Source organism: Bacteroidales bacterium (assembly GCA_035647615.1).
GTDB lineage: Bacteria > Bacteroidota > Bacteroidia > Bacteroidales > 4484-276 > SABY01.
Genome location: DASRND010000032.1, coordinates 53134 through 68565, shown reverse-complemented (window position 1 = coordinate 68565; position 15432 = coordinate 53134). Strand labels below are relative to the sequence as shown.

At 38.8% G+C, this 15432-nt stretch carries 11 protein-coding genes and 1 tRNA gene; 4 read left to right on the top strand and 8 right to left on the bottom strand.

Features of this window, described 5'->3' with window-relative positions; translation table 11 throughout:
• Window positions 1-331: 331 nt before the first annotated feature.
• The 8 genes from VFC92_10185 to VFC92_10150 all read right to left on the bottom strand — a co-directional run bounded on the left by VFC92_10185 (window position 332) and on the right by VFC92_10150 (window position 11222).
• On the bottom strand, window positions 332-703 hold the full coding sequence (locus tag VFC92_10185) for a hypothetical protein (protein ID HZK08556.1): 372 nt from the start codon (window positions 701-703) through the stop codon (window positions 332-334).
• A gap of 292 nt (window positions 704-995) precedes the next feature.
• Window positions 996-3353, bottom strand: coding sequence for a PEGA domain-containing protein (locus tag VFC92_10180; protein HZK08555.1), 2358 nt, complete (start codon window positions 3351-3353; stop codon window positions 996-998).
• Between the two features lie 15 nt (window positions 3354-3368).
• Window positions 3369-4238, bottom strand: coding sequence for a nuclear transport factor 2 family protein (locus tag VFC92_10175; protein ID HZK08554.1), 870 nt, complete (start codon window positions 4236-4238; stop codon window positions 3369-3371).
• A gap of 110 nt (window positions 4239-4348) precedes the next feature.
• Complete coding sequence (locus tag VFC92_10170; protein ID HZK08553.1) at window positions 4349-5266, bottom strand: hypothetical protein; 918 nt, start codon at window positions 5264-5266, stop codon at window positions 4349-4351.
• Between the two features lie 26 nt (window positions 5267-5292).
• Complete coding sequence (locus VFC92_10165; protein HZK08552.1) at window positions 5293-6465, bottom strand: hypothetical protein; 1173 nt, start codon at window positions 6463-6465, stop codon at window positions 5293-5295.
• A gap of 26 nt (window positions 6466-6491) precedes the next feature.
• Window positions 6492-7157: a hypothetical protein gene (locus tag VFC92_10160; GenBank protein HZK08551.1), complete on the bottom strand. Its 666-nt coding sequence runs from the start codon at window positions 7155-7157 to the stop codon at window positions 6492-6494.
• Between the two features lie 3 nt (window positions 7158-7160).
• Window positions 7161-10337 carry a tubulin-like doman-containing protein gene (locus VFC92_10155; GenBank protein HZK08550.1) on the bottom strand — a complete coding sequence of 1059 codons (3177 nt, stop codon included), beginning with the start codon at window positions 10335-10337 and terminating at the stop codon, window positions 7161-7163.
• 809 nt (window positions 10338-11146) lie between these two features.
• Window positions 11147-11222, bottom strand: a tRNA-Phe gene (locus tag VFC92_10150).
• 116 nt (window positions 11223-11338) lie between these two features.
• On the opposite strand from VFC92_10150, the gene VFC92_10145 reads away from it, so the two are divergent.
• From VFC92_10145 to lptC, 4 genes are read left to right on the top strand one after another with little or no spacing between them, the layout of a single operon-like run.
• A complete protein-coding gene (locus VFC92_10145) occupies window positions 11339-12115 on the top strand; it encodes a type III pantothenate kinase (GenBank protein HZK08549.1) in 777 nt (258 codons plus the stop codon).
• Entirely contained in the window at window positions 12099-13391 is a 1293-nt protein-coding gene (locus VFC92_10140; protein HZK08548.1) for an outer membrane protein transport protein, read from the top strand. The genes VFC92_10145 and VFC92_10140 overlap by 17 nt, the downstream gene beginning before the upstream one ends.
• A gap of 40 nt (window positions 13392-13431) precedes the next feature.
• Complete coding sequence (locus tag VFC92_10135; GenBank protein ID HZK08547.1) at window positions 13432-14817, top strand: hypothetical protein; 1386 nt, start codon at window positions 13432-13434, stop codon at window positions 14815-14817.
• Between the two features lies 1 nt (window position 14818).
• A complete protein-coding gene (gene lptC / locus VFC92_10130) occupies window positions 14819-15421 on the top strand; it encodes an LPS export ABC transporter periplasmic protein LptC (GenBank protein HZK08546.1) in 603 nt (200 codons plus the stop codon).
• Window positions 15422-15432 lie beyond the last annotated feature (11 nt).

Sequence of the window (15432 nt, the reverse complement as noted above, 5' to 3'; positions counted from 1 at the left end):
TTTTAAAGTTTTAATTTTCCCTACTCAAAAGGCTTTTCGGGATCCGCCCCCACTTTGTTGGCCTGTGCGGGGCAGGGTTGATATTTTGCATTACAACTCATCAGCAACTTTAGTGCTTTTATTTCACCAAATTCCCCAATTTCCAAGCAGCGCATTACGCGCTGCCTGAATGAGGATGGGATTATTGAAGCACCAGCTTCTTTACGCTAAGCATTCCTTGATGGGTTATTTTCAAGTAGTAAATTCCTTTGGGATAAGAGGACAAATCGATGCTAAATTGATACGTAATATTTCTTTAACCTGCTTGAATTGGCAGGTTATTGACTCACAGCTAATTTTCTATTGCAGCCTTTTGTTCCTCTGGGGATAAATCACTGAACGGTTTCTTTAGTAAAAAATGGTAAACGTTTTGATTCGATTCTGTAATTACAAAAGCCTGTGCGAATTCCCAGCCGAGTTTTCCCATGTAGTTTAAAGCATCAATCATCGATTTGAAAACGATTGCCTTGCCTGTTGCCGGATCTTTTAATCTGTTATCCGCAAATGTTTTCATTTGCTGCCCAAAGCTCACTTCAATAGTTACTTTGGTGCTCATGAACTTGGCAGTTCCAACAATTTCAGCATAAATGAATTTTGGTTCGTTTTGTGAAAATGCAATACTGCCTAACAAAACCATCAATACAATCAAACTCATCTTTTTCATTTTAGTTAATTTTAATTCCCCTACTCATGAGGCTTTTCGGGATTCGCCCCTGCTTTTCTAACCTGTGCAGGGCAGGCACAGCTTTTTTTTTGAAAGGATGCTGCAAACCTTTTTCCTGTTGTTAAAGGTTGTTGTCTACGAACTGTCGTAAAAATTGAATATGCGTTTCATACTGTTGATTTTAAATGAATAAAATGAACTTCATTTCTCCCTACTCTAAAGGCTTTTCGGGTTTCGCCCCCGCTTTTTGGGCCTGTGTGGGGCAGGGTATTAAAAATATTTATTATTAAGTTTAGTACCTCAAATTAGATAGAATTGGTTTTCTCCATAATCTTAGAATCGTATTATCAGTGTTAATAATAGATACTCCTAATGAGATGCCGGAAAACATTCCTAACCCATACTTAATGTCACTTCCATAGCTGAAATCATTATTTACAAGGTTGATAGCATTTGAATTATTGAAAATTCCCAACTTAAGATAGGGGCTTATCAAACTGCCATTATTTGAGTTGCGTGACTGCAATTTAATGCCATAGAAATAATTAATGCTTGTATACTTATCCTTGTTTTTAGAAGCATCATCTTTATCTTCAGCTATCATACTCCATGAATAATCGAAATCAGCACTTAATGAAATGTCGATACCATTTAATAAAGCACCTCCCAATGAAAATTCACTATTGAGAAATAAGATAGAAGGAAGTACTTTCATTTTTCCACCTTCATAGTCTTCAATAATTCTAAGCTTAAATAAAGACATCATCCAACCGGATACTCCCATGTTTAAAACTGAAATTACTGAACTATGCGAAATGGTATTGTATTCATAGCTGACAATGTTCATTGTTGGTCCTGATTTATTGACAGTATAAATAGGTAATGATTTATTATTAACTTGTGGAAAGTCAACTTTACCAACGAAAACTTGCTCTCCAAAAGTTCCTTGTTTTGTAAGTTTAAGCGAATATTTTCCTTCGGACAATAGTATAGGGCTACCTAGTTTGCCCTTGTATTCAGAATTGACATACACCTTAATATCACCTTTGTTTTTTAGTTTCAGTGGAATTTTACTTTTTTCAAGCTTAAATGCAAAACTTGACGTTGAATGATCGACACTGATTACTTGATAGAGCGTATCATAATTTTCCTTTGCAATGCTAATCCTATATGAACCAATGCCCAGTTTTGTTGTAAGGTTAGAATTTCCTATCTTTTCCCCATTAATGTAAACTTCAGCCTTTACCGGTTCAGTAATAATTTTTATACTTTTATTCTCTACAAAATTTATCTGCAAAGATGTTTCCTGGTCTTCTTTTATTCTTGAAGAATAAAACTCTTTTTCAGTTACATACAATTTATTTACTGCTTTAATTGTATATTCAGATTCTTGAATGGGATAATTTAAAAGGGGTAATTGACCAACAAGCAAATCATCTATATAAACATCAGATCCCATTCCTTCATTATTTGTGGTAATGGTGATAGTTCCCATTATCGGCTTAAGCTCAATACTAACATCGTGAACTTTTCCAGCGATGGTATTTATAATTTTTGAGGCGGGATAATAGTGATCAGCGTTTACAACAACACTCACGTCCCCTTTACCAACTTTATATTCTTGGCCATTTCTAAAGTTTGCTATTTCATTGTTGTTAATAAAGATTTTTGAATAAGGTGGCTCGGGAGAAATATTGAGGTTTACAAAAGCAAATTCGGGAATTAATTTGTATTTTGATTTATTTACTTTACGTGAGCCAATTTGAATGGTGTCGGTAACCGGCTCGTATTCAATAAGATTGAGTGTAAGAATCTTTGATCCGGTTTCGTAGCCTTCAAAAGTGAATGGAGTTTTATTTTCTTCTCTATTAAAAGGTGGACTTCCATACATTTCGATAACAGCTCCCGGCGGATCGGTTTCGATTCGGTAGCTACCTACTGAAATACTCTTGTCTGTAGTCTTGGTTTGTATGTTTCTGAACTTATTGGGTAGATGGACATAATAATACCGCACTTCTTTCACATCCAGATTTTCAATAAAGATATAGGTATCGTCCAGATTGGAATACTTTATCGTAAGGGTTTGAGAAGTTGGCTTTAGAAACAGACGGTAAACTCCAGGATCATTTTTTTTGTCGGTTATTTTTTCGGTACTGGAAAATTGCAGCTCCATATCCGGTGGATCCAAAGTAAAAAACACCAGTGCTTCTTTTTCATAGAGCATTTGGTTATCAATTATACCTTTCCTCTTTTTGTCTAATGTTTGATCAATGCATTCAAGAGGATACCTTAGGAGAATTTCAAAATATTTTACATCACCTTTGTTCAAAGGGGGAAAATTGGCTCCCAGGTTACCAAACGAAATATCTGCTTTGTTTTCATCCTGATCCGCAATTGTAATGATACACTTGGTTTGAGTAATAAATAACTGATATGTTTTCCCAAACTTGACTGGTTCATTTAAATTTTCCATACTTGATTTGAAGTGAAGATTCAAATCAGTTTCGAAAATTAAAAGGACTTTTTCAGGTTGAATTAGTTTTGCATTTTCATCAGCCTTGCCGGGCTTTTCAACAAATTCCAGTTTTTGAGCAAACAAAGCTGTTGAAAGGAGAACACTTACAATGATTGTTAAGATATTTTTTTTCATATCGGCGTATTTAGTTTATTTGCGATTAGGATCGCCAAAATCCCCCAGACTGAATATTTCACTTTGCTCGATTGCTCGTCCATCGCTGTATTTATCGGGCTGCCAGGTTCTGACATGTATAATAGGTTTGTCTTCATCCTTAAAGTCGATCATCAGAAAAACATAGCCAACGTCACTGTAAGTGGTAGTATTCCAAAACTGTTTTATAGTAACACCATACAACTCTGGATAAAGACCGTGTTGAACAACTTCGATTTCTTCAAATTTAATATTTAGATATTCATTGCGGCTAAACACGTTTTTCAAACCATTAATATATTGCGCTTTGCTTTTCCGGGAATAGATGATTTGCTCATCGGAGAGGTTTTTCTTTAAAAAATCATCGTTGCCCTTTTGCTGTTTTACAACACGGCCAACAATGATTAGCGCATCATCGCTAAACACTTTTTCGATAAAGTCGATGTCTTTTCGGTTATAAGAAGTTCGGAAATTTTCAACAAAATTAACTACGTACTGGCGGTGGCGATAATCAGTTACCGAGTTGGCATCGCGCAAAAAACCATCTACCCTGTTTGTGCCAATCGATATATACATATTATCTATGATTCCGCTTTTATCGAAAATCAATACCACCTCTTCATAATTTTCACCCTCGGGAGCTTCACCAAAAAACAAAGGGATGTTGCGTACTTCGTAGTTATCGTTGTACTGTGTTATCTTTTCGATAACCTGCGTTTCGTAGCAACGAAAGGGACTCATCTCCCACATCATCAGAATAGCCTCATAGGCGTTTCCCGACATTGCTTTCGGTTGGTTTTGTACTTTACGGTTTTCGGCAAAGGCATAATTAAATTCGGTAAGCACCGCACTCGCATTGACTTGCATTTTTTCAAGCAATACTTTATCACTCTCCCCTGTTAAAACCAGATTTGTTTTGTATTGAGCAAAAACAGTGTTAAACGGTATTAACAGCAAAATAATTAGTTTCAGTGATTTTAAAAGAATAGTATCCATATCAATTTCGAATTTTTATAGTTTGATAAATCTTGAATTCGTGTTTTATTAATAAAATCATCGCGAAGGCCATTTTTTGGCTTATCCAAAAAACCATTAAGCATTCCTGTATTTGGATCGAAATAGAGCAAATAGTAGGCATTGGGGGTGGACATACTTTGCTCATTTCCAAATTGAATTATCCCATGAACTTTCATTTCGGTTAACACCGGGGCTACTTTCTGTATGTTTTCACTATGCTGCATAAAATTTATTAAGTCGGATTCTGAGCGAATAATTTCGGGTATAGATGATTTTGCAATCTGCGCGTCCAATACTTTCTCAGAATCATTATTTGTGTCATTTTCTTCACCTTCCTCAACATAAGGCATGGATCGAACTTCCTCATCTTTATTCATAATGATATCCTCAGGTTCAACTTTTTCAACGGGAATATTTTTCGGGAGGCTAGTCTGGGTACCCGCTTGATCATCAGTTGGTGGACTTAGTTGACTTTTTTGTTCAGCGAAAATGGCCTCTCCAATTTTCAGTGTCTCCTTTTTAGCATCCCAAATCACTTGTTCTTTTAATATGTATGCAATGGCACGAATTCGATTGCCTCGCGGGAATACCAGATATTGGAATTCAACACCCTGAAGTAGAATATCTGTTTGTAATTGGCTATCGAATTTATCTTCGGACGAAAAAATAATGTTGGCCACTAACTCCTGCTTGGCTTCAAGGTTCGCAATTTCCTCATTGTCGCCAATTGCTTGACCATAGTAATACAGACCGCTGGTTTTAATGTCCAGTTCAGTGGGGGCTTGATTTTGTGAAAAACCCTGGTTATTAACAATAACAGCCATAATTAAAAAAACACAAGATAGGCTTGTTCGATAATTATATTTTCTGTTTGGCATCTTCATCGTGTCTGTTTTTTAATAAATTATCTACTATTGATTTTGAAGAATTTATCCGAAGTATTGTCATCATAAATCCCGAACAAATCTTTGATGTTATCACCGGGAATATTGGAGTATAGCTTACAATTGTATGTTGCCTCCGGATAAAACATATCGCTGGTATTTGTCATCACCGTGAGTATAGTAAGGCTGTTGAGGTATTTGTGTTTTATAAATAATGAAGCAACGAGCATTTTTTCATCATCACTTTCAATTCCGAAGTAAAGGTCTGTATCATTATCCTGCCTAAAGTACTGTAAAAAATCCTTCAGCGTTAGTGCGTAATTATCATTTTCATGGCCGTACTGTTGATGATTAATATTTAGTTTTTTCTGATTATCGGCAAAACCCACTAAAAATTCATTTTGTAATGATTCACAATAAAATGCTTTCTCAAAAATTGGGGAATATCCATCATCGGCTTTTCGCAAAAAGTATTGATTGCTAACTCCTTTGTGCAAAATCCGCTCGTTGGAAAAGAATACTCCGTTTGGGCCTTTAGTCAAATTCAGTGTGTCAAACAAAGGGGTGAACTTTTGGCCAGGATCAAAATATTTTAATGATTGTGCCAAAAATAAATCAGCTTCTTTTTTGTCCATCGAATGGATTAGCAAGTTATTAGCCGGAAAAGAAAACGATAAATCGAAATTGCTTTTGTTAAAGTGAAACTGATACATATCTTCTTTGAAACTTGAGGACTTGTTGACAGAATTAATTAATACGTCAAGAATCAAAGGCTTGTTGATAAAGCTATTATACAACAACTCTGAGCCATTCATGTAGAGTTTGATTCTGTTTTCATCATTGGCAGCAAAGAAAGCTTTCTGGTCATCAGTAAGGAAATATTTAAGAAAAAACATTTCAACAAAATTGTAAACAACCGGTGGGAAATGTTTTTTATCCTGACTGTTGAAAACTTGAAGGCCTGCACTGGTCAAATAATTCTCGTTGTAGTCAAAGTTTATTTGCAAACTATCCCCCTGATAACTATATTTACACATGCTCTTCTTTTCTTCAATTGCAATCTTGCAATTGGCAGGTAATAACTGGTAAACCTCCATTATCTTTTTGGATGGATACAAGGTTTGAGACCCGAGTCTGTTGAAAGCAGTTAGGCCAACAGCAATTAAAAATACAATGCGCAAGTAGTTTTTCATAGGATGAAAGTTTTGACCGTTGTCTTTTACCGGCCAATAATAATCACTTCCTTCAGATCAGTATCATTATTATAAAGCTTGCCTGATACAACCCGATCATCATGAAACTCTCCAATGAAGTAGTCGCCTTTCTCAGCAAATCTTTTTTTCAAATCCTTGTTCGAAATCAATTGTCGCTTGGCATAATAATACGTACCCATGCCATTCATTTTCCCATTTTTCAATGCTCCCACATATTTGCTCCCATCATTAAATATCTTGGTGTTTGCTACATTTATTGGCACAGGTTCACCTTCTTGCATAGGCTCATCTTCTTGCGCAGACTCAACTTTTTGTACATTTTCAATTATGGGCTCAGCATTTATTTCCACTCTGGGCTCTTCAGTTAAGACTGTCTTTTTTTGGCCAACCATTGGGATCAGAAAAAAATACACGACAAGCGCAATACCAACGATAAAAACAGCAGAAAGGCCTATTACAATCATTTTCTTTCTTTTTCTATTTTCCAATTGCTTTTGTTCTTCCAGATAAACCTCATAATCCATTAGTGGCATGCTACACTTAGGGCAACAGGTTTCGCTTTCAATACCAGGAATAACTTCTTTGGTATTAATAAGTATTTTGTTAGAGTCACAAAAAAAATTCTCGCAACAAAGATTACTGCAGATGTATTGTTTGTTTTGATTTGACATGTTTTAAATATTTAAGATGTTCGACACTACAATTTCATAGGCATTGATAAATTTATGGTATTCGGTATTGGTTTTATCTCCCTCGTAGTCATTTTCGAGAATTGATGGCAGAAGACTGTTTTTGATGTTTTCAATCCAAATCTGCCGCTGCTCCTGCTTTTTATTTTCTTTTTGACTTAATGCCTTGTTAATGTTGACCCGCATTTTATTGTACAATCGCTTCTCCAAATCAATTTCACTGATTATATCGTGATCGAATAAATAAGATCGTATGTCATACAGGCTTTCACTGGAATCCAAAATTTTATAAATCTCTGTACTTACAGGGTTTCCAGGCTCAAGGTTAAGAACAATTTTGCCATTGCTATTCTCGATGTAGCCCATGCTCTTGGCTAAAAGCAGATAGGGAAGTATTTCCTTATCAAACCATTGTTGCCACTCCTTTTCTTTTTCGGAATCATTGAGCGGAACGATTTTAGGATAATCGTTCGGGCCACCTTCGGTATGAATTGTTAATTCAGCCATTTTTGTTTGCTTAACAAAAGCATTGCGGTACATGTCGTGCATCATGCCGCTTACCATTTCAAAACTTCTGACCGCCATATTGGCTTTAGCCTTGAAAATAGTCAACTCATTGGTACGCCCATTCGTCGATTTAACAATCGTTGGATTTTGAAAAACCTGGTTTAGTAACGTTACAAATGAAGCTTCAAATTTTTCCGCATCATCGTCGATATTATAGGCCGGATACTGTATTACATAGATATCGGAAGCGTAGTTTTTAATTCCGGTGGTATCCAGGGTATCATCTTTAGTGCTCGAGAGTTTAGCATAAACACCTGTTTCATCTCTCATGTTCTTCAGAAACGTTTCCAAATCTTCGGTCGATTTATACTCTTTGTGAAAGTAATTTAACACATTCCTGCCAATCAATTTATTATCCTGCTCAATCTTTCCTGTTGTTGACAATTCATCATAAATGACCGGAATCCGTGAATTTAAATTGTACAGATAGTTCTTTGTAATTAAATCGACCGAAAGTTGTTTTTGCAATCCAGAAAACGTATTATCGGAAGCATTAGCTATTACACTTCTTCTAAATTTTATGAGCTCGTTCTTAAAGGTGTTCTTATCCTGGATAATAATTCCAAACTCCCTTTCTATTGCACCATTCTCATATAGCATTTTTACATTATTCTTGTGGTAGGATTCATCATTACTATTATTCTTAAATAATTTTTCCTTTTCACTGATAATGTCGGTTAGCTTGCTTTCGGCAGCACCAACCTGCTCTATAATCTTTTCGATGATGTCCGATAGCTTGTCAAGTTTTTTATTTAAACTATCTATCAAATTAACTACAAACCTGTAGGCAATAATGTCCGTTTTATTTTTGTAAAGTTTTAAAATAAAGCCTCTTGCTTTTTCGAAGGTGTTTTTTTTCGATTTTAAAAAATTCCCAAAATCCTTAATACAGTTATTTATTTCCTGGTTGCACCCTGCATTGGTGTAATCGGCATCCTTAACATCAAATTTGTTTGGATCAGTAAGATGTGCTATCCTATTGGCAGCCCTGGTAGAAATTGTTTTTATCTCATTCTTAAGCCTTTCAAGTATCGTTAGTATCTCATTCAGCCCAACAGACCTGTCACTTTTCTTTACCCAGAGATCGATGAGATGGCTTTCAATTTTTTGATAAAAATAATCGCTCTGCTGTTCAATATCTCTGTTTTTTTCTGACCAGTACTTTTCCACTCCCATGCCGTTTCCTCTAAATTGAGTGCTAAAAAAGCCATCCATGTAATTTTTAAAATACTGGATAGGCTTTTTGTCTTTACCACTGTCATAAACTATTAAGGCATTCTGCGCCAGACGCTCACTAATAGTATCCCACTCATCATCTGAGTTTTTAAAGTCAGTGCCGTCGTGAGGTGTTTTTAAACTTAACTGATCGAGTGTTATGTTACATAATTGCAGAAAGTTATCGGGTCTGCTTCTGTTTTCAACAAAGTCTGTTGTTTTATCTTCTCCTTCTTTATTATGGTATCCCTTGCCATCAATCCAGTTATTATATTTTTGCTGATAGAGGAATTGCTGAAGTGTTTTTGCTCCGTACAAGTCGATTACTTCAATCTCCGGAATTTCAATTCGTTTAATGGAGGCACTGGCAAATTTAACAGCCCGTTCTTTTTTTCCGGTAAATTTATCCGTTTCAGAAACGATTACTGAATTTTCGGTGAGTTTAACGTAAGCATTTTGGCCTTCGTTGCTATCTGGCAGTGTGACTAACGTATGGTACAAAAAATCGGCAATCATATTGGGCAGTGCCTTTTCGTAATCAATAATCCTGCTTTTTTCGTTTTCATTACTGAAAATAAAACAAGTAGTGTAATTGGCTTCTATCCGCACCTCCTTATTGTGCTGGTATTCTTCAATATCGATAGGTTGATAATACAATGGATTTGTTTCTGTTTCGCTATGCAATCCTATTGCATTAATTTCCTTGAGTGCAGCATAAGCATTGGGGTAATAAAATCCCAGAATATCTTTTTCTTTTTTTACGTTTCGTTCGGGTAACAAAGCGTAAATAATAATTTTGTCTTCTTTTAAATTGTTTTTAGCGATGTGCTTTGATATCAGGCTAATAATATCTAAAATAGTTCCACTGCCAGTTCCGCCTGATAGCCCAACCAGAATATGATAGTGAGTTTTAGATGCTGATTTACTAATCTTGCACACTTTATCCCAAGCAGCCTCTAGATTTTTTACAAATGAATTGTCTTTCTTATTAAAAACACTTGCAGCGAAATACGCCCTTCCAAGCTTGCGGAGCTGTCCAGACCCCAATTCTGTATTTAATGACATTGTAGCCCAATGGCTTTTGTCTCCTAACCAAGGGCGGATAGTAGGATAATTCCCAAGATTCTCAAAAATATCTTTCCACTCTACTCCTGCCCTTGTGTTAATTTTTGCCCAGTCGTCGATACCGTAATTTACGCCTAATTCATCATCCCAACCATTTTTGAGGTCTTCTGAACTTGAGTCGACATAGAGATACTGTATCGGGTAGGAATCTGCGACATCTTTGGTTAGTGAATTTTTGTACAGCACTTTTTTAAACGCTTTCAGTGTATCACCACCACGTCCGCCTAGTCCGATAATGATATGATTTTTTTCCATACTATTAAGTTTTTAAAAATTTATTTTATCGTACCAATATTCCAAATTTCACACTGCAACGTTACAACAAACCTTTGTACCTTAAAACCCCAAATCCGGCCATTTTGCTATCCCCAAATTTGGGGAGGGCATCCCTGAATTTGGGAATGCAAGTCGCTCGGTCATTTTTATTAAATCCCATTGCTTTTGTTTTGCTCTGTAATTATTCGCCAAATGTAGAGATGTGTTTTGAGATTAGCAAATCATATTTTGACAGTAAAAAATGTCAATGTGCCTATATTATGAATAAACGTTGGGCTATCTTGAACGAACGCTATGGTTTATCGAACTAACGTTGAAATGTTAAAAACGTAATTTATTTCGATTCAAAATAGTGGGGAGGACGGCGGGAGTTAAATCAGCCCCTGCCTGATGGCGATCTCCGCACAATTGATCTTGATGAACTATGGAAATAAAATTTACCAACTCTGCAGATAAAAACTTAAGAGCGGGGTTCGGAAAATTCTGAACAGAAATCCTCAGACTTTAGCTCGTTTCTTCAATATCTTCCTTTCTGGGCTAAAGCGTCATTTGTATTTTGCATTGCCCCCGGCCTGAAGGCACGGGGTTATTGGCTGATTTCCGTTTTGCTATAGTTTTTGTGATGCTGCCTCTTTTCAATTTTGCCAGGGCAATGCACGCTCAATACAAACTAAGCAATTGAGAACTTGTCGAAGATAAAGGTGTCTGAGCCTGTCGAAATTAGCTTCTGAGCCTGTCCAAAACAGCTCAAAATGAAAAAACCCGGAACATTACTGTCCGGGTTTTGGTGGTGGTGCCACCTGGAATTGAACCAGGGACACACGGATTTTCAGTCCGTTGCTCTACCGACTGAGCTATGGCACCATGTTTTTTGGCGCTGCAAATGTAATCATGTTTTTTATTCTGGAAAGACTTTTTTTACTTTCATCCAAATTTAAACAGAGTATAAATTATTTTTGCCGCACAGAAAGGACGCTGATATGGAAAAACTACAACGACAAACCACGGCCTCAGATGCCGCTGCCGCTCCCCGGCTGATCATCGATTTTGGGAATACCCTCACCAAGATTGCTGTTTTTAGTAATAATGAGGAAGTTTTCTTCAGCAGCATGCAACGGCTCACCATCGACAAACTGAAAAAGGTGAAGCAGGCTCATGCTCCGGTTTACGCCATCGCAGCAGTTGTTGTAGATATGCCTGATGCGGCACGGCAATATCTCACCGAAAACTTTCACTTTACCGAGTTCACACATCTTACTCCTGTTCCCATCCAAAACCGCTATAAAACGCCCGAAACCTTGGGCCTCGACAGACTGGCGGTGGCGGTGTACGCGGGCGTCGCCTTCGCGGGGACGCCTTGTCTGGTGATTGATGCCGGCACGTGCGTTACCTGGGATTTTGTGGATGCGAATGGCTGCTATCAGGGCGGTGGCATCACGCCGGGGCTTACGATGCGCTACAAGGCTTTGCATACTTTTACCCAAAGGCTGCCGTTAATAACTGATCAAAATTTTGAAGGACTCACCGGTACTACCACACAGGAGTCGATTCAGGCGGGAGTTTCCCTGGGAATCGTTGCCGAAATCGAGGGCATAATCCAACGTTTTGTGCTGAACCATACAAATCTTAACGTTCTGATAACCGGTGGTGATAGTAAATTTTTTGCTGAGAAATTAAAAAGTCACATCTTTGCAATCCCAAATTTGGTGCTAAGAGGGTTGAATATAATTTTAGATTTTAATGTTAACAAACAATAAGAAGGTAATAAAGCATTTCTTCCTATCCATTCTGTTGGTTCTGATGGCGACCGGCAGCACTGCGCAAATTTCTGTCAATTCACCCTACTCACGTTTTGGTCTTGGCGACCTTTCATCCCGTAAGGATGCCTACCATTTTTCGATGGGCGGCATTTCGATGGCTGTAAACAGCAATCGCCACATCAATCCTTACAACCCTGCAGCCAATCATGCTTTCGACTCGCTTTCTTTTATCTTCTCAGGCGGAATCGTTGCCAGCACCGGCAATCTGAAAACTGACGAACTAACTGGTCGCACCAACTACGCCACCCTCGGCTACCTGCTTTTCGGCTTTCCCATTACACACTGGCTCAAAACCACCATCGGGCTAACCCCTTACAGCAACATTGGCTACAACATTACAGCCAACGAAATAATCAGCGACGTAGGGAGCACCGACTTCAAATATTCTGGTTCCGGCGGCCTCAACGAGTTTTACGCCAATGCTTCGGTAGAATTGGTCAAGGATTTGGCTATCGGCGCAAAGCTGTCGTATCTTTTTGGAAAAGGCGATCTCTCACGCACCATCTTCTTTCCCGATTCTGTCGGGCTGCTCAATACACGCGTTGACGACTACATAGAGGTAGGCGATCTTATTTATGAGTTTGGATTGCAATACCATCGCAAGCTCACCGACAAACTAACCCTTGGGTTTGGAGGAGTGTATGCTCCGAAACAAAAGGTGAAAGCCACCGAAAATTATCTGGTTCGCTCATTTTTTCCTACCAACCTTGGCATAGAATCTTTCCGCGACACCATCGTCAGCCGGCTCAAAAACAAAGGCACCATCACGTTGCCCGACAAATATGGGTTTGGATTTACATTGCGCAGCAGCGACCAATGGATGGTAGGCGCCGATTACCAATGGCAAAATTGGAGCAACTACAAAGCTTTCGAACGCAATGACTCACTGCAAAACACGATGCAGATTTCATTGGGTGGAGAGTTTTCGCCCTCGCAAAGTATGATGGCAAGCTATTGGAAACGCGTGAAATACCGCGTTGGCTTCAGATACAACAAAACCTATCTCGACCTGCGCGACACCCGGATAAATGAATTTGGTATAAGTTTTGGTTTGGGACTACCCATTCCACGCTCTTATTCAAATATGAACCTGGGATTTGAAATAGGAAGAAAAGGAACTACCGCCTCCGGGCTGATTCAGAATAACTTTTACAGAGTCACCGTCGGGATTTCAGTTTGGGAGCGTTGGTTTGTAAAGAACAAATACAATTAAAAAAAATTAAAGTTTAACTTTGGTTTTAAAAAAAGCAAAAATGAAAACTACAGCTAAAACAGTATTATTAGGATTGATGGCTCTGATTTTTTCGGGGAATCTGGCTACTGCCACGGCAGGCAACACTTTTAACAGCCCTCCGCTGGTGCCACAGGATATGGAAAAGTATGGCGACGACAGCCTGACGTGTCTGCGTAACCTCTCGCTGTACCGCGAATTTTACAAACAGTGGAAAGCCAGCAATTACACCAGTCCGGCCGTAAACGACGCTATAGGTTCATGGCGCTGGGTGTATGCCAACTGCCCACAGGCTTCTCAAAATGCCTACCTCGACGGTTTGACCATGATGGAACATTTTATGAAAAATGCCAAAAGCGAGGATACCAAGCTCCAATACGTCGATACGATGATGATGATTTACGACCAGCGCATCAAATATTTTGGACGCGAAGGCTACGTGCTGGGACGCAAAGGCTCCGACCTGATGAAGTTTGCTCCCGAAGAGTATGAGAAAGCTTATCATATCTTCAAAAAATCCATCGATCTGCGCGGTAATAAATCTGAATCGTTTGTGCTGGTTTATTATTTCCGCTCCATTTTGAGTATGGTTGGCGACCAAAAACTTGAGAAGGTTGTGATAATAGAAACTTACGATCAGCTAAGCAACATCATCGACTACAACATAAAAGAGAGTCAAAACGACCCCAACTCCTTATCGGCATGGGAAAACGTAAAAGGAAACGTCGAGCTTTCTTTTGAACCCTACGCCACCTGCGATGATCTGATTGGCATTTATCAGAAAAAATTTGACGAAACTCCTGAAGATGTCGAGACGTTGAAAAAAATCACCAGCATGCTCGACAAAAAAAACTGTACCGACAATGATTTATTCTTCAATGCATCCGTAAAGCTCAATGAGCTGGAACCATCGCCCAACGCAAGCTACCTTATTGCAAAGATGCTTATTAGAAAAGAAAAATTCGACCAGGCCATCCCTTATCTCGAAGATGCGCTCAAAGTGGATGATGACAATACAAAAGCCGATGTTTTTATTTTGCTTTCGAGTGTTTACAGGCACAACAGAAACTACCCCAAAGCTCGCGCTTATGCATACAATGCTTTGGATTTGCGTCCAGATGAAGGCAATGCCTATCTGCTGATCGGTGATATGTATGCTGCCAGCGCTTCCGATTGCGGCGACAACGATTTGACAAAGAAAGTGGTCTACTGGGCTGCAGTAGATAAATACAGACAAGCCAAAAATATTGACCCGAGGGTGGCCGACATTGCCAACAATCGTATCAATATTTACTCCGCTCAATTTCCCGTAAAGGAAACCATCTTTTTCTATGACCTCACCGAAGGCGACGATTACACCGTAGGATGCTGGATTAACGAACGGACTACCGTTAGGGCAATGAAATAATATGAAGCCCAAAGTGACTTCTAGAAAACATAATTGGCGAATAGCTGGCAAAAGCATTGTTGTGATACTGATCGCAACAATGCTTTTTGCTTGTAAAAACGATATGAAGACCATCGACTCGCTCACCCTGGCTGAGGATCATCCCGACGAAACCGCGCGGGATGTGGAGATGACCTACAGCGATTCTGGACGCATTTTGATACGACTTATTTCGCCGTCGCTGAATCATTATCTGGGCGACGAACCATATCTGGAATTCCCCGACGGGCTGCACTTGCTGTTTTACGACTCTGCCATGCACGTACAGTCGGAGCTTACGGCCAACTACGGCATCAATTGGGAAAACAAGAAAATGATGGAGGTGAAGGATGACGTGGTAATGCAAAACCACAAAACACAGGAGACGCTCAATACTGAGCATGTTGTTTGGAATCAACAAACAAAAAAGATCTATTCGGATGTTTTTGTAAAACGTACTACTCCCGACGGAGTGCTGTATGGCAAAGGATTCGATGCCGACGAATCGCTGCGCTCCTGGAAGCTGCGCAACGTAAGTGGCGAATTTATGTACGAAGAGGAATCCTCCGACGATGATGACTCATAGCAGGTTGTTTA